The organism is Roseomonas sp. OT10, assembly GCF_020991085.1.
GTDB lineage: Bacteria > Pseudomonadota > Alphaproteobacteria > Acetobacterales > Acetobacteraceae > Roseomonas > Roseomonas cutis.
The window spans coordinates 4381690-4400231 of the sequence record NZ_CP087719.1; the positions used below are offsets into that span (position 1 = coordinate 4381690).

Annotated in this window: 18 protein-coding genes and 1 riboswitch; of the genes, 16 read left to right on the forward strand and 2 right to left on the reverse strand. The window is 72.3% G+C overall.

Annotation, left to right across the window (positions count from 1 at the left end; genetic code table 11):
• Positions 1–121: 121 nt before the first annotated feature.
• A riboswitch (cobalamin riboswitch) is annotated at positions 122–335 on the reverse strand.
• Positions 336–544: 209 nt separating this feature from the next.
• From LPC08_RS19940 to LPC08_RS19950, 3 genes are read left to right on the forward strand one after another with little or no spacing between them, the layout of a single operon-like run.
• Positions 545–1537, forward strand: a complete 993-nt coding sequence (locus tag LPC08_RS19940; RefSeq protein ID WP_230449979.1) for a Bug family tripartite tricarboxylate transporter substrate binding protein — start codon at positions 545–547, stop codon at positions 1535–1537.
• A 10-nt stretch (positions 1538–1547) separates the two neighbouring features.
• Positions 1548–2927 (forward strand): acyclic terpene utilization AtuA family protein, encoded by a 1380-nt coding sequence (locus LPC08_RS19945; protein WP_230449980.1) that lies wholly within the window; start codon positions 1548–1550, stop codon positions 2925–2927.
• A complete protein-coding gene (locus tag LPC08_RS19950; protein WP_230449981.1) occupies positions 2924–3268 on the forward strand; it encodes an AtuA-related protein in 345 nt (114 codons plus the stop codon). Before LPC08_RS19945 ends, LPC08_RS19950 begins: the two co-directional genes overlap by 4 nt.
• Positions 3269–3339: 71 nt before the next feature.
• Here the strand turns inward: LPC08_RS19950 and LPC08_RS19955 are convergent, their stop codons facing one another.
• Positions 3340–4278 (reverse strand): LysR family transcriptional regulator, encoded by a 939-nt coding sequence (locus LPC08_RS19955; protein WP_230449982.1) that lies wholly within the window; start codon positions 4276–4278, stop codon positions 3340–3342.
• Positions 4279–4622: 344 nt separating this feature from the next.
• Between LPC08_RS19955 and LPC08_RS19960 the strand changes: the two genes are divergently transcribed.
• The 13 genes from LPC08_RS19960 (at position 4623) to LPC08_RS20020 (ending at position 17150) form a co-directional block, all read left to right on the forward strand.
• Positions 4623–5318, forward strand: a complete 696-nt coding sequence (locus tag LPC08_RS19960; protein WP_230449983.1) for an RraA family protein — start codon at positions 4623–4625, stop codon at positions 5316–5318.
• A 15-nt stretch (positions 5319–5333) separates the two neighbouring features.
• Positions 5334–6083: a 2-keto-4-pentenoate hydratase gene (locus LPC08_RS19965; protein WP_230449984.1), complete on the forward strand. Its 750-nt coding sequence runs from the start codon at positions 5334–5336 to the stop codon at positions 6081–6083.
• A gap of 34 nt (positions 6084–6117) precedes the next feature.
• The gene (locus LPC08_RS19970) at positions 6118–6948 is read left to right on the forward strand and encodes a transporter substrate-binding domain-containing protein (RefSeq protein WP_230449985.1); all 831 of its coding nucleotides are present in this window, start codon (positions 6118–6120) and stop codon (positions 6946–6948) included.
• A 31-nt stretch (positions 6949–6979) separates the two neighbouring features.
• Positions 6980–7666 carry an amino acid ABC transporter permease gene (locus LPC08_RS19975; protein ID WP_230449986.1) on the forward strand — a complete coding sequence of 229 codons (687 nt, stop codon included), beginning with the start codon at positions 6980–6982 and terminating at the stop codon, positions 7664–7666.
• Between the two features lie 5 nt (positions 7667–7671).
• Positions 7672–8370, forward strand: a complete 699-nt coding sequence (locus LPC08_RS19980; RefSeq protein WP_230449987.1) for an amino acid ABC transporter permease — start codon at positions 7672–7674, stop codon at positions 8368–8370.
• Positions 8367–9107 (forward strand): amino acid ABC transporter ATP-binding protein, encoded by a 741-nt coding sequence (locus LPC08_RS19985; protein ID WP_304622036.1) that lies wholly within the window; start codon positions 8367–8369, stop codon positions 9105–9107. Before LPC08_RS19980 ends, LPC08_RS19985 begins: the two co-directional genes overlap by 4 nt.
• Positions 9108–9132: 25 nt before the next feature.
• Complete coding sequence (locus LPC08_RS19990; RefSeq protein WP_230449988.1) at positions 9133–9927, forward strand: HpcH/HpaI aldolase family protein; 795 nt, start codon at positions 9133–9135, stop codon at positions 9925–9927.
• A gap of 15 nt (positions 9928–9942) precedes the next feature.
• Complete coding sequence (locus LPC08_RS19995; protein ID WP_230449989.1) at positions 9943–10980, forward strand: ABC transporter substrate-binding protein; 1038 nt, start codon at positions 9943–9945, stop codon at positions 10978–10980.
• A gap of 22 nt (positions 10981–11002) precedes the next feature.
• Complete coding sequence (locus LPC08_RS20000) at positions 11003–12139, forward strand: ABC transporter ATP-binding protein (RefSeq protein WP_230449990.1); 1137 nt, start codon at positions 11003–11005, stop codon at positions 12137–12139.
• Positions 12136–13845, forward strand: a complete 1710-nt coding sequence (locus LPC08_RS20005; RefSeq protein WP_230449991.1) for an ABC transporter permease — start codon at positions 12136–12138, stop codon at positions 13843–13845. Before LPC08_RS20000 ends, LPC08_RS20005 begins: the two co-directional genes overlap by 4 nt.
• Before the next feature lie 144 nt (positions 13846–13989).
• Positions 13990–14961 carry a Bug family tripartite tricarboxylate transporter substrate binding protein gene (locus tag LPC08_RS20010; protein ID WP_230449992.1) on the forward strand — a complete coding sequence of 324 codons (972 nt, stop codon included), beginning with the start codon at positions 13990–13992 and terminating at the stop codon, positions 14959–14961.
• Positions 14962–15001: 40 nt separating this feature from the next.
• The gene (locus LPC08_RS20015; protein ID WP_230449993.1) at positions 15002–15859 is read left to right on the forward strand and encodes an isocitrate lyase/PEP mutase family protein; all 858 of its coding nucleotides are present in this window, start codon (positions 15002–15004) and stop codon (positions 15857–15859) included.
• Positions 15860–16208: 349 nt separating this feature from the next.
• Complete coding sequence (locus LPC08_RS20020; RefSeq protein WP_230449994.1) at positions 16209–17150, forward strand: N-carbamoyl-D-amino-acid hydrolase; 942 nt, start codon at positions 16209–16211, stop codon at positions 17148–17150.
• Positions 17151–17250: 100 nt separating this feature from the next.
• On the opposite strand, the gene LPC08_RS20025 is transcribed toward LPC08_RS20020, so the two are convergent.
• Complete coding sequence (locus LPC08_RS20025) at positions 17251–18159, reverse strand: HpcH/HpaI aldolase family protein (RefSeq protein WP_230449995.1); 909 nt, start codon at positions 18157–18159, stop codon at positions 17251–17253.
• Positions 18160–18542: the final 383 nt, after the last annotated feature.

Genomic DNA, 18542 nt, shown 5'->3' on the forward strand with positions numbered 1-18542 from the left:
CTGCCGGAGGATCGGATAGGGGACGAAGGCGCGGCCCACCCCGCCACACGGGCGGGACGCCGCAGCTGCGCGCGTCGCGAACGGACCATCAGCACCCCTCCCCCGGACACCCCGCCGGCTGGTTCACGCAAGCATGCCGGCAGGTCTCCTGACTGGCGGGTCAGCGCCCGATCCGACCTTCCCAGGGGACGGGCCCCCAGTGGTGTGCGCGGATCAGGCTCGCCGCCTACAGTTGCGGGGGCAGTCCCGGTTCACGTCCCGCGCGTCCTGCGACGCCCGGATCGTGGCGGGTTCCCTATTAATCCCTTTCGGAAACCGACGGGATCGCGCTTAGCGGATGGGGCGCGCGGCGGCAAGCTGGCCCGGCATCGCCCCGTGGGGCCACGCCACCGCCTCCATGCGGGAATCGACGCATCCGCGGCCTTTCCCATTGCCCTGCGGCCGCCGCTTCGCTGGACTTCCCCCGGCGGGTGCGGCACGGCCGCCCCGGAACACAGACCGACCGGAGCGGTGCGCCGCGGCCGGCGCAGGAGGAAGAGCGTCCATGCCCGGCACCCGTTTGACCCGCCGCCTCGCCGCGCGCCTGCTCGGCACCGCCGCGCTGGGGGCGGCCGCCCTGCGGCCCGCGGCGGCCCAGGCCCCCTGGCCCAGCCGGCCGATCCGGCTGGTCGTCCCCTTCGGCGCCGGCACCAGCACGGACATCATGAGCCGGCTGGTCACGCCGCACATGGCGCAGACGCTGGGGCAGCCGATCGTGGTGGAGAACCGCCCCGGCGCCGGCGGCGTGGTGGGCTCCGAGGTGGTCGCGAAGTCGCCGCCCGACGGCCATACGCTGGTGATGGGCTCCATCGCCTCGCATTCGGTGAACGCGTCGCTGATGCCGAACCTGCCCTATGACATCCTGCGCGACTTCACGCCGATCTCGCTGGTCACCACCGCGCCGAACCTGCTGGTGGTGGGGCCGCAGGTGCCGGCGAGGACGCTGCCGGAGTTCATCGCCTGGGCGAAGACGCAGACCAGCGTCACCTTCGCCTCCGCGGGGAACGGCACCTCCTCGCACCTGGCGGGGGAGCTGCTGAAGCTGCGCACGGGCGCCCCGCTGGAGCACGTTCCCTACCGCGCCGCCGCCCAGGCGCTGACGGACGTGGTGGCCGGGCACGTGCCCATGACGATCTACCAGGTGACGGCGCTGCTGCCCTTCGTGCGGGAGGGCAGGCTGCGCGCGCTCGCCGCGACCTCGGCGCAGCGCCTGCCCTGGACGCCGGACGTACCCACCGCCATGGAGCAGGGGATCGCCGATTTCGACGTCTCCGCCTGGCACGGGCTGTTCGGCCCGGCGAGGCTGCCGGACGCCATCCGCGACCGGGCCCATGCCGCGCTGAAGGGCGCGCTGGAGGCGCCGGAGCTGCGGCCGCAGCTGCTGGAGCAGGGGCTGGAGCCGGTGGGCATGCCGCCCGACGCCTTCCGCGACTTCCTGAAGGGGGACATCGCCAAATGGGCCGAGGTGGTCCGCATCTCCGGTGCCCGGGCGGATTGAGGCCGGCGCCATGACCGACCTGTTGCGCATCGGCTGCGGCTCCGGCTTCTCGGGCGACCGGGTGGACGCGCCCGGCCCCGTGGTCGCCGCCCTGGCGGAATCCGGCGGCCCGGCCGCGCTGATGCTGGAGGTGCTGGGCGAGCGCACCCTGGCCCTGGCGCAGCGCGAGCGGCGTGCCAACCCCGAGGCCGGCTACGAGCCGGCGCTGGAGGTGCTGTTCCGCCCCATCCTGGCGCGCTGCGTCGCGTCCGGCATCCCCATCGTCACCAATGGTGGCGCGGCGAACCCGCGCGGCGCGGCGCGGGCCGTGCAGCGGCTGGCAGCGGAGCTCGGCCTCGCCGCCCTGCGCATCGGCGTGGTCGAGGGCGACGACGTGCGCGGCACCGACGCGCTGGACGACCTGGAACCCTGGGAGGGCGAGGCCGGCGCCGTGCTGGACCCGGCCCAGGTGATCGCGGCCAATGTCTACCTCGGTGCCGCGCCGATCGCCGAGGCGCTGCGGGCCGGCGCGCAGGTGGTGATCACCGGCCGCGCCGCGGACCCGGCGCTCGCCCTCGGGCCGATGCTCGCGCATTTCGGCTGGGACTGGCAGGACTGGGACAGGCTCGCCGCGGGGACCGCCTGCGGCCACCTGCTGGAATGCGGCAGCCAGGTCACCGGCGGCTACTTCGCCGATCCCGGGCGCAAGGACGTGCCCGACCTGCACGCGGTCGGCTTCCCCATCGCCGAGATCGACGCCGATGGCGGCTTCGTCGTCACCAAGCCGCCGGGCACGGGCGGGCTGGTGGACCTGCGCACGGTGAAGGAGCAGCTGCTCTACGAGCTGCACGACCCCGCCGCCTACCTTACCCCCGACGTGGTGCTGGACGTCACGGGCGTCTCGCTGGAGCAGGAGGGGCGCGACCGCGTGCGGGTGCGCGGCTGCCGCGGCCGGCCAAGGCCGGAGCGGCTGAAGGCCACGGTCAGCCTGCCTGGCGGCTGGCTGGGCGAGGGCGAGATCTCCTATGCCGGCCCGAATGCCCGCGCCCGCGCCGCCCTGGCGGGCAGGGTGCTGACGGAGCGGCTGCGGCAGCTGGGCATCGCGGGACGCTCGCGGATCGACCTGATCGGCGTGGTCAGCGTCTTCGACGGCGATGACGGGGCGCTGGGGCGCCAGGATTTCCGGACCGACCCGCCCGACGTGCGCCTGCGCCTCGCCGTCGCGACGGAGACGCGCGAGGCGGCGGAGCGCGCGGCGCGGGAGGTGCTGTCGCTGCTCTGCTGCGGCCCGGCCGGGGGCGGCGGGGCCAGGACCCGGGTGGTGGACCGGATCCGCACCCTGTCCTTCATGGTCCCGCGCGAGCGGGTGCGGCCGGGCGTGACGCTGCTGGAGATGGGAGAGCCCGCATGACCGCCGTCCCGCTGCACCGGATCGCCCATGCGCGGGCGGGGGACAAGGGCAACCGGCTGAACATCGCGCTCTTCGCCGACCGGCCGGAGCTCGTGCCGCTGCTGGCGGAGCAGGTCACCGAGGCCCGCGTCCTGGCCCGCTTCGCCCATCGCGGCACCACCCGGGTCCGCCGCTATGACCTGCCGGGGCTGGGCGGGTTCAACTTCGTCCTCGACGACGTGCTGCAAGGCGGCGTCAACGGCGCGCTGAACCTCGATGGGCACGGCAAGACCCTGTCCTTCCACCTGCTCGGGCTGGAGGTGGAGGTGCCGGAGGCGCTGCTGCGCGGCGCGCCGGGATAGGGCACCCGCCGCGGGCGGGGCCCCGCCGGCCGGCGCGCCCGGCATGCGGGGGCCGACGGGGCGGCGCCGCGTCAGATGAGGGTGTGGTACTGCGCCTTGCGCGACAGCAGCTCCTGCAGGTGGCCCCGCAGGATGCCGTGCAGCCGTTCCGCCAGGAGCATGTCGAAGCCGCCGCGGCGTTCCAGGACGATCTGCCGCGTGATCGGCGGCTCGATGATCCGCCGCACGTCGACGAGGCCGGCGGCATACTCGTCCGCGATGTTGAACGGCGCGATCACCGAGCTGCCGAGCCCCTCCATGACGGCGCGGACGATCGGGCTCAGCCCGTCGATCTCCAGCACGACGTTCAGCGCGATGTCGAGGTCGCTCGCGACATGGTCGACCAGGTCGCGGACGGGCCGCCCGATGGAGGGCAGCACCAGCGGCTCCCGCGCCAGCTCGGCGAAGCGGATGACGGGATTGGCGTCCGGGCGTCGCCCGAGCGGCGCCACGAAGACCATGTCCTCCCAGGCCAGCGGGGCGCTCGCGACCTGCCGGTCGGTGCTGAGGTTGACGGCGAGGTCGACGGCCCCGCTCAGGACCATGGCATGGCTCTCGCGCGTCCCCGCCTCGATGATGTGCAGGGAGACATCGGGCAGGCTGTCCCGGACCGCCATGACCAGCGGCAGCGTCAGGCTGCTTGCCAGCGAGGGGATGAAGGCGATGCGGATCGTCCGGTTAGCGCGCCGTGTCCCGTCGGGGTGGAAGCTCCGCATCTCCAGCTCGGCCTGGCTCGCCTGATCGAGCATCAGGCCCGCATGGCGCAGCAGGGCGGCTCCCGCCTCGGTCACCCGCACGCCGCGCCGGGAGCGCAGGAGGAGGCGGACGTCGAGCAGCCGCTCCAGCTCCGCCATGTGATGGCTCAGCGCGGGCTGCGCGACCCGGATCGCCCGGGCGGCGGCCGACACAGAGCCGTGCTCCGCCACGGCACGGAAGTAGAGCAGGCGGCGGAGGTCGACGGCCCCGATCATGTCCGCCCTATAGCGATCCGCTATGGAATGATCAAAACTCTCTAGTGGTGCCCACTCCCGCCCCGCCATAGGGTTCGCGAAAGAGCACCGCGGCCACAGCGGCGCCTGGGGAAACAGAGCCATGCCGACCGCCAAGGTCCTCGCCCGCTCCGACATGCATCGCCGCGGGCCGCCGATTCCGGCCCCGACCTAGCCACCACCGGTCCCATCCAGGAGCGCCCCCCGCCCGACCCTTTCCAGCGAGGGCGGCGGGCCAGCGCCCCGGGGGACGCCGCCAGCATCGGAGGCGCACGGGCATGGCCCGTGTCGCCAATCCCCTTCCCATGCCCGCGAAAGGCGTTGCGATGACCAGCGTATTGACCCTCCCGACCGCGCTGCTGGAGCGCTATGCGACGGCGCCGACCAGCTGGGTGACGGATGCCCTGGGGCGCCTGGGGCTGGGCTCCTGGATGGACGACGTGGTGCCGCTCTCGCCCGGCTGGCGGCTGCACGGGCGCATCCGCACCCTGAAGTTCGTGCCGCGCACCGGAATCCGCCGCCCCGACCTGTCCATCTACACGATCATCCGCTCCTTCGATCCCGGCGACGTGCTGGTGATCGGCACGGGCGGCGCCCGCTCCTGGCTGTTCGGCGAGAACATCGCGCACCTCGCGCTCTACCAGGGGCTGAAGGGCATGGTGACCGACGGCCGCGTGCGCGACGCGGGCGAGCTGAAGGAGATGGAGCTGCCCATCTTCTCGCGCGGCGTCTCCGCCCGGCCGCCGTCGGATCTGGAACTGGCCGCGGTGGACGTGCCGATCGAATGCGGCGGCGCGCAGGTGCGGCCGGGCGACCTGCTGGTCGGCGACGTGGACGGCGTCGTGGTGGTGCCGCACCAGGCGGCGGAGGCGGTGATGACCGAGGTCGACGACCTCGCCGTGCTGGAGAAGCGCCAGGAGGAGGCGATCGTAGCCCGTGCCCCGCTGGCCGAGATCCAGGCCGTGCTGGCCGCCAAGAAAAAGCTCAAGGGCGCGCCCGTCGAGATCGTCGAGCGGGGCTGACGGGAGATGGACGCGATGCCGAACGATGCCGAGCGGGCCGCCGCACTGCTGCTGGAGGCCCGTCGTGGCGGGGCGCCGCTGGAGGATCTGCCGGTGGCGCTGCGCCCGACCGGCATCGGCCAGGCCTACGCCATCCAGGATGCGGTGATCCGCCAGACCGGCCGCATCGGCGGCTGGAAGGTCGGCCCGCGCCGCGGCGATGCCGACCCGAGCTGCGCGCCGATCGGCGCCGAGCTCATCCATGCCTCGCCCGCGCGCTTCGCGGCGATGCCGGGCGCCGAGATCGAGGTGGAGATCGCCGTGACGCTCGGCCGCGACCTGCCGCCGCGCGAAACGCCCTATGCCGCAGACGACCTGCGCGAGGCCATCGCCACGCTGCACCCGGCGATCGAGCTGCTCGGCTCCCGCTTCCGCGACCGCAAGGCGGCCTCCGCGCTGAGCGTCGTCGCCGACAGCCAGAGCAACGCCGCCGTCGTGCTGGACCCGGGCCGCGCCGACTGGCAGGGGCTGGCGCTGGAGAGCGTCGGCATGCGGCTGCGGCTGGACGGGGCGGAGGTGGCAACCGTCGCGGGCGGCGCCGACACGGCCAATGTCCTCTCCGCCCTCGCCTGGCTCGCGGATCATGCCGCCGCCCGGACCGGCGGGCTGCGGCGGGGCGACGTCGTCATCACCGGGGCGAGGCTCGGCCCCTGGCCGCGTGGCGCCGCGACCGATGTGGAGGCGGAGGTCGCGGGCCTCGGCACCGTCGGCATCGCCTTCGACTGATCGAGACAGACCAAGCAGGAAGGGGGAGACGACGATGAAGCTCGCAGGATGGCTCGGCCTGGCCGCCATGCTCGCCGGCGCGGTGGCCGCCGGCCCCGCGGCCCGCGCGGACGTGCTGGCGGAGATCAGGGCGCGCAACGCCTTCATCTGCGGCATGAGCTCGAACTCGCCGCCCTGGGGCTATCTCGACGTGCGCACGCAGCAGGTGGTCGGCTACGAGATCGACCTGTGCAACATGGTCGGCAAGGCGCTGGGCGTGCCGGTGCAGCTCAAGGAGGTCTCCAGCACCGCGCGCGTGCCAGAGATCACGCAGGGCCGCATCGACCTGCTCGCGGGGCTGCTGAGCTACAGCCGGGAGCGGGCGCAGCAGGTCGATTTCAGCGGCGCCTACATCAACGAATCCTTCAGCTTCATGGTCCCCGAGGCGTCCTCGATCCAGAGCGTGGACGAACTCGCCGGGAAGCGGATCGGCGTCGTCGCCGGCTCCTTCCTGGAGCCGCTGATCCCGCAGCGCCTGCCCACCGCCCGGGTCGTGGCCTTCGAGAGCCAGCCCGCGAACTTCGTCGCGCTGCAACAGGGCAAGGTCGTCGCCTCCGCCATGCGCTACAGCCAGGCCCGCGCGCTGGAGGCCAATGCCGGCCCCTCCGTCCGGCCGTTGCGCGCCCTGCCCGGCGCGCTGACCTACGCCGCCTCCGGCTTCGGCATCCGCAAGGGCGAGGAGGAGTGGAAGGCCTTCCTGAACCGGTTCCTCGCCGATCTGGAGACGAGCGGCGAAGGCCAGGCGCTGTTCGACAAGTGGCTGGGGCGCAACAGCGTCTACCGCATGGAGCGCGAGTTCCGCTTCGGCCAGCCGCTGACGGAATAGGCGGCGCGCGCGAGGCAGCGGAGGACGAGGCTTGGACCTGGCCGTCATCACCAATCCCGAGTACCGCGGGCTGCTGCTGTCCGGGCTGCAGGTGACCCTGCTGCTCTTCGCCTGTTCCTGGCTGATGGGCATGGCGCTGGGCATCCTGCTCACGCTGCTGCGCGCGCTCGGGCTGCCGCCGGTGACCTGGCTGGTGGTGGCCTATGTCGAGTACCACCGCAACGTTCCGGCGCTGATCCAGCTCTTCCTCTGGTACTTCGGCGTCGCCGCGCTGCTGCCGCCCGATCTCAACGACGCGATCAACGACCGGGGCGCGGAGGTGGTCTTCGCCATCATCGCGCTCGGCTGCAACAAGGCCGCCTTCCTCTCGGAGGAGTTCCGCACCGGACTGCGCGCCATCCCGGCGACGCAGATGGAGGCCGCGCGCTCCATGGGGCTGGGCTATATCGGCGCGATGCGCTGGATCATCCTGCCGCAGGCCTGGCGGCTGGCCCTGCCGGGCCTGATGAGCCAGACGCTGTTCCTGTTCAAGCTGACCAGCATCGCCGCGGCCATCGGCGCCGCCGAGCTGACCTACGAGGCGCGGCACATCGAGATGCTGACCTTCCGCATCTTCGAGACCTTCTCGATCGTCACGGCGATCTATGTCGCGGGCTCGCTCTCCCTGATGTGGCTGGGGGCCGCGGTCGCGCACCGCTTCCGCCTGCGGCTGAAGTAGCGGCCATGTGGCAGATCCTCTCCGACAACTGGCAGGTCTTCCTCGTCGGGCAGTATCCCAACGGGCCGCTGGGCGGGCTGGTGCTGACCGTCCTGATCGCCGTCGTCTGCCTGGTGCTGACCTTCCCCAGCGCCGTGCTCGTCGCGCTGGCCCGCACCAGCGGCATCCGGTGGCTCGCCTGGCCGGCCACGGCCTTCGTGGTCGGCGTGCGCAGCATCCCGCTGCTGATGGTGATCTTCTGGGCCTATTTCCTGGCCCCCGTCGTCGCGGGCTTCCCGGTCGATCCGCTGCCGACGCTGATCGTCGCGATCTGCGTCTACCAGACCGCCTACCTGTCGGAATCCATCCGCGGCGGCATCGAGGGCCTGCCCAGGGGGCAGGTGGAGGCGGCGCGGGCGCTGGGCCTGCGCTGGACACCGATCACGCTGCGCATCGTGCTGCCGCAGGCGCTCTACAACGTCATGCCCGGGATGCTCAACCAGTTCACCATGATCATCAAGGAATCCTCGCTCGGCTCGATCATCTCCGTGGGCGAGGTGACCTTCATGGCGATGCGGGTGAACAACATCCTCATCGTCCACCCCTTCGAGGTCTTCGGCATCCTGGCGATGGCCTACTTCCTCCTGTGCTTCAGCCTGAGCAAGGCGTCCGACGGGCTGGAGCGGCGCATCCGCCGCCGCCGCCACGGGGCGCTGGCGGCATGAGCGCCCCCATGGTCTCCTTCGCCGGCGTTTCCAAGTGGTTCGGCGAATTCCAGGCGCTGCGCGACATCGACGCGGAGGTCGCGCGCGGCGAGACGGTGGTGCTGTGCGGCCCCTCCGGCTCCGGCAAGTCCACGCTGATCCGCACGGTCAACCGGCTGGAGCCGATCCAGCAGGGGCGGGTGGTGGCGGACGGCATCGACGTGAACGCTCCGGGGACGGACCTCAACCGCCTGCGCAGCCGGATCGGCTTCGTCTTCCAGCAGCTCAACCTGTTCCCGCACCTGCGCGCGGTGGACAACGTGGCGCTGCCGCTGATCCGGGTGCTGGGGCAGGACAAGGCGACGGCGCACGGCAAGGCTGTGGCGCTGCTGGAGCGGGTCGGCCTGTCGCACCGCCTCCGCCACTGGCCGGCGGAGCTGTCGGGCGGCGAGCAGCAGCGCGTGGCCATCGCGCGCACCCTGGCGCTCGACCCGCCCATCATGCTGTTCGACGAGCCCACCAGCGCCCTCGACCCCGAGATGGTGGGCGAGGTTCTGGAGATCATCCAGGGCCTGGCGCGCAGCGGCCGCACCATCCTGTGCGTGACGCACGAGATGGGCTTCGCCCGCAATGCCGCGGACCGCATCTGGTTCCTCGAAGGCGGGCGCATCCTGGAGCAGGCGCCGCCCGAGGCGTTCTTCCACGCACCCCGGCATCCGCTCGCCCAGCGGTTCCTGGGAACGATCCTGACGCATTGACGGCAAGGAAGGGGAGGAAGACCGCATGCTGATGCGCAAGCCCAACAAGGTCCGGCAGAAGCTGGCGGCCGGCCGCGTCGTCACCGGCACGGCGATCTATTCCGGCGCGCCCAGCATGGTGGAGGCGGCCGGCTATTCCGGCATCGACTTCGTCCGCATCGACACGGAACATGCCTGGCGGCGTGACGAATCGCTGGAGAACATGCTGCGCGCCGCCGCCATCGCCGAGGTGGTGCCGATCGTGCGCATCGACCGGGACGATCCCTACCTGGCGCGCAAGGCGCTGGAAGTCGGGGCCGGCGGCGTGCTGGTGCCGCACGTCACCTCCGCCGCCGATGCGAGGGAGGTGGTGGCCGCGGCGAAGTTCCCGCCGCTCGGCCGGCGCGGCATCGGCTCGCTCTGCATCTCCGGCGAGTGGGGCCGGCGGACGCGCGAGGAGTGGGTCGCCTGGAGCAATGCCGAGCCGCTGGTCGGCGTGATGATCGAGAGCGCCGGCGCCATCCCGGTGGTGCGGGAGATCCTGGCGGTGGAGGGCATCGACTTCGCCCTGTTCGGCCCCAGCGACTTCGGCATGTCGCTCGGCAGCGACGACGAGGCGATGGTGCAGGCCCGGACGGAGGAGGCGCTGACCCGCACCTGCGAGGCCGCCCGCGCCACCGGCAAGCACGTCATGTTCGGCGTCGGGATGCAGGACGAGGCGATCGAGGCCCGGATCGCCCAGGGCGTGACGATGCTGGAGCTGTCGCACGACGTCGTCATCCTCCGCAACACCCTTGCCCGCAAGGTCGCCGATTTCGGCGACCGGCCGAGCGGCCGCTGAGAAGGAATCCCCCCGATGCGCAACCTGACGCGACGCACGAGCCTGATCGCCGGTGCCGCCCTCGCCATGCCCTGGATCGGCTCCGGCCGCGTCCGGGCGGCCGAACCGACGGCGGCGGAGATCGAGGCGGCGGCGAAGAAGGAGGGCCGGCTCGTCATCTACACCTCCTCGGTGGATGCCGAGATGCAGAAGCAGGTCGCCGCCTTTGAGAAGGCCTATCCGGGCATCCGGGTGGAGTGGATCCGCCAGCCCTCGACGACCGTGTTCAACCGCTTCGTCGGCGAGGTCGAGGCGGGCGTGGTGCAGGCCGACATGCTCTACACCGCCTCCACCGCACTCTACCAGGAACGGCCGGAGCTGTTCCGCCCCCTCACCGCCGCCATGCTGCCGAATGCGGGCGACAACGCGCCGGTGAAGGCGAAGAACGCGAACTACGTGATCGACGCGGTCAGCCCGCATGCGATCACCTACAGCACGCGCACCGTCTCGCAGGACGACATCCGGCAGCACCTGCGGAGCTGGAAGGACCTGACCAACCCGCGCTGGAAGGGCAAGATCGCGCTGGTCGACCCGAAGATCTCCACCAACATCACCTCCTGGCTGCTGGTGATGCGGGATGCCTACGGCGCCGACTGGGTCCGGGCGCTGGGCCAGCACGGCATCCAGATGGTCGGCACCGGCACCGCGGGCGCGCAGCAGGCGGTGGCCGGGGCGTACCAGATCGTGGTGCCGACCACCCTGTCGCACAGCGCGCAGCTTCGGGCGCAGCGCGCGCCCGTCGCCGTCTTCCAGCCGGAGGGACCGGCGCACGGGCTGGAGAACGGCGCCGCCGTGCCGGTGAAGTCCAACCACCCGAACGCCGCCCTGCTCTGGATCAACTGGAAGTTCGGCCAGACCGCCCAGAAGATCGTCTGCGAGCTCGGCCAGGTGCCGGTGATGCCGGTGGACGACCCGGCCTGCCCGAAGCTGTCGCCCAACCACATCGGCTCGAACGACACGATCTCGCCCGCCTTGCAGCGGGAGCTGATCGAGCTGGTCGGCCTCCGTCCCTGACGCCGCCAGCCGGGAGCCCGCCATGAGCCCGCGCATCGAGGTCGTGGACCTCACCAAGACCTACCGCCGCGAGGGGGGCGAGGCGATCACGCCCGTGGACGATGTCAGCCTGAGCGTGGGGGCGGAGGAGCTGGTCGTGCTCCTCGGCCCCAGCGGCTGCGGCAAGACGACGCTACTGCGCTGCGTGGCGGGGCTGGAGCGGCCGGACCGGGGCAGGATCGTCGTCGACGGGCGCACCGTCTTCTGCTCGCGCCAGGGAATCTGGGAACCGGCCGAGCGGCGCCGGCTCAGCATGATCTTCCAGTCCTTCGCGCTCTGGCCGCACATGACGGTGTTCGAGAACGTCGCCTACCCGCTGCGCTGCCGGAAGGTGGCGCAGCCCGAGGTGGCGCGCCGGGTGGCGGAGGTCTTGGCGCTGGCCGGCATCGGCGGCCTGAGCGCGCAGTATCCCGGCCGTATCAGCGGCGGGCAGCAGCAGCGCGTGGCCCTGGCCCGGGCGCTGGTCGCCGGCTCGAACGTCGTGCTGTTCGACGAGCCGCTGTCCAACGTGGACGCCCAGGTCCGGGCGCAGCTCCGCTTCGAGCTGAAGGTGATGCAGGCGCGGATCGGCTTCTCCGGCCTCTACGTCACCCACGACCAGACGGAGGCGATGGAGCTGGGCCACCGCGTCGCCGTGCTGGAGCGCGGCCGGATCGCCGCCCTGGGCCGCCCGCGCGACATCTACGAGAACCCGAACAGCGAGTACGTTGCGGCCTTCGTCGGCACGGCCAACATCTGGCCCGGCCGGATCGCGGCGATGGACGACCGCCTGGTGACGGTGGAGACCGGGGCCGGGCCGCTGCGCGCCGCGCGGGCGCATCTGCCGGACGGGATGCAGCCGGGCAGCGACGTCTCCGTCGTGGTGCGGCCGGAGCAGATCCGCCTCGGCGACGGCACGGGGGAGGCGAACCGCCTCCCGGGCCGGGTGGAGGCCAGCCTCTTCGCCGGCCCGCATACGGAGGTGGTGGTGCGCGCCGGGGAGTGCCAGCTCCGGCTCTGGTCGGCGGAGGACCAGGCGGACCTCGCGGCGGGGCAGGAGGTGGTCCTGGCCATCGCGCCCGAGCGCGTCCGCATCGTGCCGCGCGGCGCCGTGCCGGCCGCGGAGGCCCGGGCGGCATGAGCGCGACCGCCCTGCCGCATCCGCCGCCGCGGCGGTCCAGGCTCGTCCTGCCGCCGCCCTACCTCCTGTTCAGCTGGCTGGCCATCGCGGGCCTCGCCTTCCTGATCGTCTACCCGCTGGGGCGGATGCTGCTCCGCACCTTCCTGGCCGAAGGGGCGCTGACGGCGGCGCTGGGCCTCTTCGCCGAGCCCTGGCTGCCGGGGGTGCTGGCGAACACGGCGATCGTCGTGCTGGCCAGCACGGTGCTGGCGGTGCTGGCGGGCGGGGTGCTCGCCTGGATCAACGAGCGGACGGACGCGAACCTGGGCGGGCTGGGCTTCATCCTGCCGGTGATCCCGCTGCTGATCCCCAACGTGGCGCTGGCCATCGGCTGGGTCTTCGTGGCGGCGCCGCAGGTGGGCTTCCTGAACGGGCTGCTGGCGGCGCTGCCGGCGCCCTTCGACAGCCTCCAGACGGATATCTACGGCTGGACGGGGCTGATCTTCGTCTACAGCCTGAACGGCATCCCCTTCGTCTACCTGATGCTCTCCGCCGCCTTCCAGAACCTGGACCCGGCGCTGGAGGAAGCATCGCGGGTCAGCGGCGCGGGCCTGGCGCGGACGCTGTGGCGCGTCTCCCTGCCGGCCATCGCGCCCTCCATCCTCGCCTCAGCGATCCTCGTCGTCATCAACGGCATGGGCGTCTACTCGATCCCCGCGATCATCGCGACGCATGCACGGATCGACCTGCTGACCACGCGCATCGTCGCCATGCTGACGAAGGACTACCCGCCCAACCTGGTCGAGGCGCAGATGCTGGGCTTCCTGATGCTCGCCCTGGTCGGGCTGCTGTGGTGGGTGCAGGTGCGCGCCTCGCGGGCGGGGCAGTTCGTCACCCTCGGCGGCAAGGCCTCCGGCTCCTCCCGCGTGCCGCTGGGGCCCTGGCGCTGGCCGGCGCGCAGCCTGCTGCTGGCCTTCATCGCCGCCTCCTGCTTCATCCCCGCCGCGGCGCTGCTGCTGGTCTCGCTCCAGCCCTTCTGGACCCCGAGCCTCAGCCTCTCCGAGCTGACGCTGTACAATTTCAACGAGGTGCTGTTCGTCAACCGCATGACGGGCAACGCCTTCCGCAACAGCCTGATGCTCTCCGCCATCGGCGCGGCGGTGGGCATGCTGGTCGCGGTGCTGGCGGCGGTGCAGGTCACCTTCCGCCCGGGGCGGGCCAGCCGGGTCGTGGACTTCCTGACGCGGGCGCCGGCCGCCTTCCCGAACCTGGTCATCGCCATCGGCATCCTCGTCTCCTTCAGCGGCGCGCCCTTCTACCTCTCCGGGACCGCGCTGATCCTGCTCTTCGCCTTCGTCGTGATGTACCTGCCGCCCGGCAGCATCGCGGCCAACGCCGCCGTCGCGCAGATCGGCCGCGATCTGCGCGAGGCCTCCGCCATCAGCGGCGCGGGCGAGGGGCGCACCCTCGCGCGGATCGTCCTGCCGCTGGCGCTGCCCGGCATCGTCGCCGGCTGGACGATCGTCTTCGTCCACATGATGGGCGACCTCTCGGCGGCCGCGCTGCTCGCCGGGCTGCGCAACCCGGTCATCGGCTTCGCCATCCTGGAGATCTGGGAGACGGGCAGCTTCGGCCTGCTCGCGGCCTTCTCGCTGATCATGTGCCTGGTGAACCTGGTCGTGGTCGGGTCCATGATGCTGCTGGTGCGCCGAAGCCGGCGGCGCTGAGGCCCGCATGCCACGGGACGCCCAGGCCACGGGATGCCCAGGCCACAAGATGCCAAGTGCCCCGCGATCCGGCAGCATGGCCACGACGGTCGCGGGGTCCCGTGCCGGTGATACCCCCCGGTGCGCACCCCTTCAGGGAGGAACATGATGAGACGCAGGCAGCTTCTTGCCGGCACGGCGGGGGCATCCCTCGCCCACCCCTGGCTGGCCCGGGCCGCGGGTCCCTGGCCCTCGGACCGGCCGATCCAGGTCTTCGTCCCCGGTCCGGCCGGCGGCGGCATGGACATCCTCGCCCGCACCTTCCTGCCCGCGGTGCAACGCCACCTGCCCGGCGCCACCTTCGTCGTGCAGAACCGCGCCGCCGCCGGCGGCCAGCAGGCCTTCGAGGGCGTGGCCAATGCCGCGCCGGACGGCTTCACCCTCGGCGCGGCGCAGGCGCCCAACTCCATCACCCTGCCGATCGAGCGGCAGGTCCGCTACCGCGTCCAGGACTTCGTCTTCCTGGGCAACGTCATCGACGATCCCTGCGGCTTCTGGGTGCGCGCCGACAGCCCCTGGCGCAGCATGGCGGACCTCGTCGCGGCAGCGAAGCAGCAGCCCGGCCGCCTGACCGTCGGCACGGCGGGCGTCGGCACGGACGACCACTTCCTGCTGCTCTCGCTGCAGGATGCGACGGGGACCGAGTTCGCCCACATCCCCTTCAACGGCACCCCCCCCATCGCCAACGGCCTGCTCTCCCGCACCATCGACGTCGGCTCCTTCAACATGGGCGAAGGGCTGGCGCTGCTGCGCGACGGCACGCTGCGCGGCCTCGCCCAGGGCGGCCCGGAGCGCTGGACCGCGACGGGCAGCGTGCCCACGCTGCGCGAGCAGGGCATCGCCATCACCGCCGGCTCCACCCGCGGCCTGGTCGCGCCGCCGGGCATCCCGGCGGAGATCCGCGACCGGCTGCGCCAAGCCGTCGCCGCCGCCAATGCCGATCCCGGCTGGATCGCCGATGCCGACCGTATCAACCTGCCGCGCCGACCGATGACGGCCGAGGCGCAGGAGGCGCTGTTCCTCGAGGAGGACAAGCGCCTGCGTGCCCGCTGGGCCCGTAGCCCATGGCGCGAATGACCCGCCACCCTCCTCGCCCGCCACAGGAAAGGACCATCCCATGACACCGCCCGAAAGAATGCGCGCCCTGCTGGCCGAGCCCGGCCTGATCCCCATGCCGGCCGTCTGGGACGGGTTGAGCGCCAAGCTCACCGCCGCCGCCGGCTTCCGCACGGTCTTCCTCTCCGGCTCCTGCGTCGCCGCCGCACGGCTCGGCGCCCCGGATCTCGACCTCGTCTCCTTCGCGGAGATGTTCGATTCCTTCAACATGGTGCGCGGCGCGGCACCCGACCTGCTGGTGCTGGCCGATGCCGACCACGGCTACGGCAACGCCATGAACGTGCAGCGCACCGTCCGCGCCTATGGGCGCGCCGGGGCGGCGGCGATCCTGATCGAGGACAAGATCACGCCGCGCGCCCTCACCTCCGCCGGCAAGCCCTGCCTGCCGCGCGACGAGGCGCGCATGAAGATCCGCGCGGCCGTCGAGGCAGCGAAGGATTCCGGCATCCTGGTGATGGCACGCACCGACTGCCGCCCGACCCAGGGCGCGGAGGAGGCGCTGGCCCGAATCGAGGCCTTCGTCGAGGAGGGCGCCGACATCCTGTTCTACGACTCGCCGGCGGACGAGGACGAGGTGCGCCGCTCGGTGGCCGCCGCGGCCGGGCGGCCGACCTTCGCCGTGCTCTCGCCCGGCGCCCCGCGCGAGACGCCGACACAGGAGAAGGCGGCGTCGCTGGGCATCAAGATCGGCACCTTCCCGACCGGGCTGCTCTCCCCCGTGGCGGGGGCGATCAAGACGGGGCTCGCGGCGCTGGCCGCCGGCAAGTCCGCGGCCGAGACCGCCCTGCCGCCGCCCGAGCTCTCGGCGATCCTGGGCTACGCCGCCTATGACGAGCAGGCGAAGCGCTTCCGGACCTGACCGCCGGCAGCCAGGAAGCGGGCCGGCAGCGGCCCGCTTCGCGCGGCGGACCGGGGCGGGGCGTGGCCCGGCATCGCCGGCGACGCCGCCGTCATCCGGTCGGGGGCCCCGATCCCCGGCGCCGTGAGGTGCCCCAACGGACTGGCCGGGCTCCGGTGGCGGTTTTTCGGGGGATTTCCCCGTGGCGGATGGCCACCGGCTCAACCGGGCGGGCCGTCGGCGTGGCGCGGCCGCCATGGGCGGGGCCCGAATTCCGGTCGCCGGGCTGATTGAACCGCCCGATCCTGGTACGCCATGACGGGAGACCCATGACGCGGCCGCGCGACGGCCGGCCACAGGAGACCAGACCGTGCCCCGTATCCTCCGCCTCGCGGCCGCCCAGATGGGCCCCAACCAGCGCGCCGACAGCCGCGAGGCCATCCTGGCCCGCATGATCGCCCTGCTGGAGCAAGCGGCGGCGCAGGGCGCGAAGCTGGTGGTCTTCCCCGAGCTGGCCTTCACAACCTTCTTCCCGCGCTGGCTGCTCGAAGGCGCGGAGCTGGACCGGTACTACGAGACGGCCATGCCGAACCCGCGGGTGCAGCCGCTGTTCGACCGCGCGCGGGAACTGGGCGTGGGCTTCTACGTCGGCTATGCCGAGCTGGCCGGGGATGGCCGGCGCTACAACAGCGCCGTCACCACCGGGCCGGACGGCGCCATCCTGGCGAAGTACCGCAAGGTCCACCTCCCCGGCAGCGTGGAACCGCGCGCAGGCGACCGCTTCCACCAGTTGGAGAAGCGGTACTTCGAGTACGGCGACCAGGGCTTCCAGGCATTCCGCGGGCCGGCCGAATGGGGCTCACCCATCCTGGGCATGCTGATCTGCAACGACCGCCGCTGGCCGGAGGCCTGGCGCGTCTATGCGCTGCAGGGGATGGAGCTGATGCTGGTCGGCTACAATTCCGCCGCCTACGACCCCAATGGCGGCACCACGGAGAACGAGGCGATCCGCACCTTCCACTCCACCCTGGCGGCGCAGGCCAATGCCTACATGAACGCGACCTGGGCGGTGAGCGTGGCCAAGGCGGGCAACGAGGACGGCTCCGGCCTGATCGGCGGCTCGGTCATCGTCGACCCGAACGGCGTGATCGTGGCACAGGCGAAGACCCTGGGCGACGAGGTGCTGGTGGCGGATTGCGACCTCGACCTCTGCCGCCAGGGCAAGGAAAAGATGTTCAACTTCGCCGCCCACCGCCAGCCGCACCATTATCGCCGCATCGTCGACCAGGTCGGCGCCGAGCCGATCAGCTGATTCGCGTGGCGTGACAGGCTGACCCTTCCCGGCTGGCGGCGCCTTGCTCCCGGGCCACGGGCGCCAGTCTGACACCGGTCAGCCCATCACGCCGCGCGCCCTAATCCAGCCGGATGTCCTGGATCTGCTTCGCCCGCGACGATGCGGCACCGAGAAGAAAGGTCAGGTCCGTGCCGCTGGACACGAAGCGCGCCCCCATCTTCAGGTAGCGGGCGATCAGGTCGGGGCGGCCCGCCAGGCCGCCGATGCCGACCTGCCTGCCGTGCTTCCGGCACGCCTCGATGGTGCGGGCGAAGGCCTCCTGCACCCGCGGATGGTCCGGCTGGCCCACCAGCCCCATGCTGTTCGTCAGGTCGCTGGTGCCGATGAAGAGCATGTCGAGCCCCTCCACCGCCGCGATCTCCTCCACCTGGTCGAGGGCGGTGGTGTTCTCCAGCATCGCCACCACCATCGTCGCGTCGTTCATCGCCGCATAGGCTTCCGCCGTGGGGAAGCTGCGGTAGCGCAAGGGGAAGACCTGGGCCCCGGGGGCGGAGCGGTTGCCCCAGGGCGGGAAGCGCGCCGCGGCGACGAGCTGGCGCACCTCCGCCGCCGTCTCCAGCTCCGGCGCGATGATGCCGAGCGCCCCGCCATCCAGGACGCGCCCGACATGCTCGGGGCGGATGCTGGGCACCCGGACCAGGGCGGTGATGCCGGCCAGGATCGCGGCCTGGCAGATCTGGCTGATCTGCTCCTCGGTGAAGGTGCTGTGCTGCATCTCGACGTAGAGGGAGTCGAAGCCCGCCGCGGCGGCGATCTGGGCGATCTCCATCGAACGCACGAGGCGCACGCTCATCGAGACCACCACCTCGCCGCGCTTCAGCTTCTCCTTGGCGGGGTTGCGCAGGAGGTCGGCGGCCCGGGGAGGGCCGGATGCGGCCTGGGCCCTGGCCTGCCCCACGATCCCATCGGAAGACCCAACCGCAGCAGCGGCGAGCACCCCCGCGGCCAACGCGTCGCGTCGCATCATCCTGCGTTTCCCTCCCCCAGGTCCACGCGGCGCCTGTCACCGCCGGATGGTCGCCGACCGTGCCGCCGTTCCGCGCCGCGATGGCCGCTGTCAGGCTAGGCTTGGGCGGCGGCGACATGGAAGGGGATGCGCTCCCCGGCCGCCAGGCCCGGCACAGGCGGCCAAGCAGGGGGGCCGTGGTCGACCGCGCGAAAGCCCCGCAGCCCGGTGGACGGGTGCCAGCTCCACCCGTGGTCCCGACAGCCTGTGCTGCCTACTCAGCGGTCAGCCCGGCTGCCTGCGCCACCGTCTGCCGCTTCGCCACCTCCGCCTTGACGAAGCTGGAGCACTCCTCCGGCGAGAGGCGCACAGGTATGCCTGCTTCGACAGCGTGGCCGGCAAAC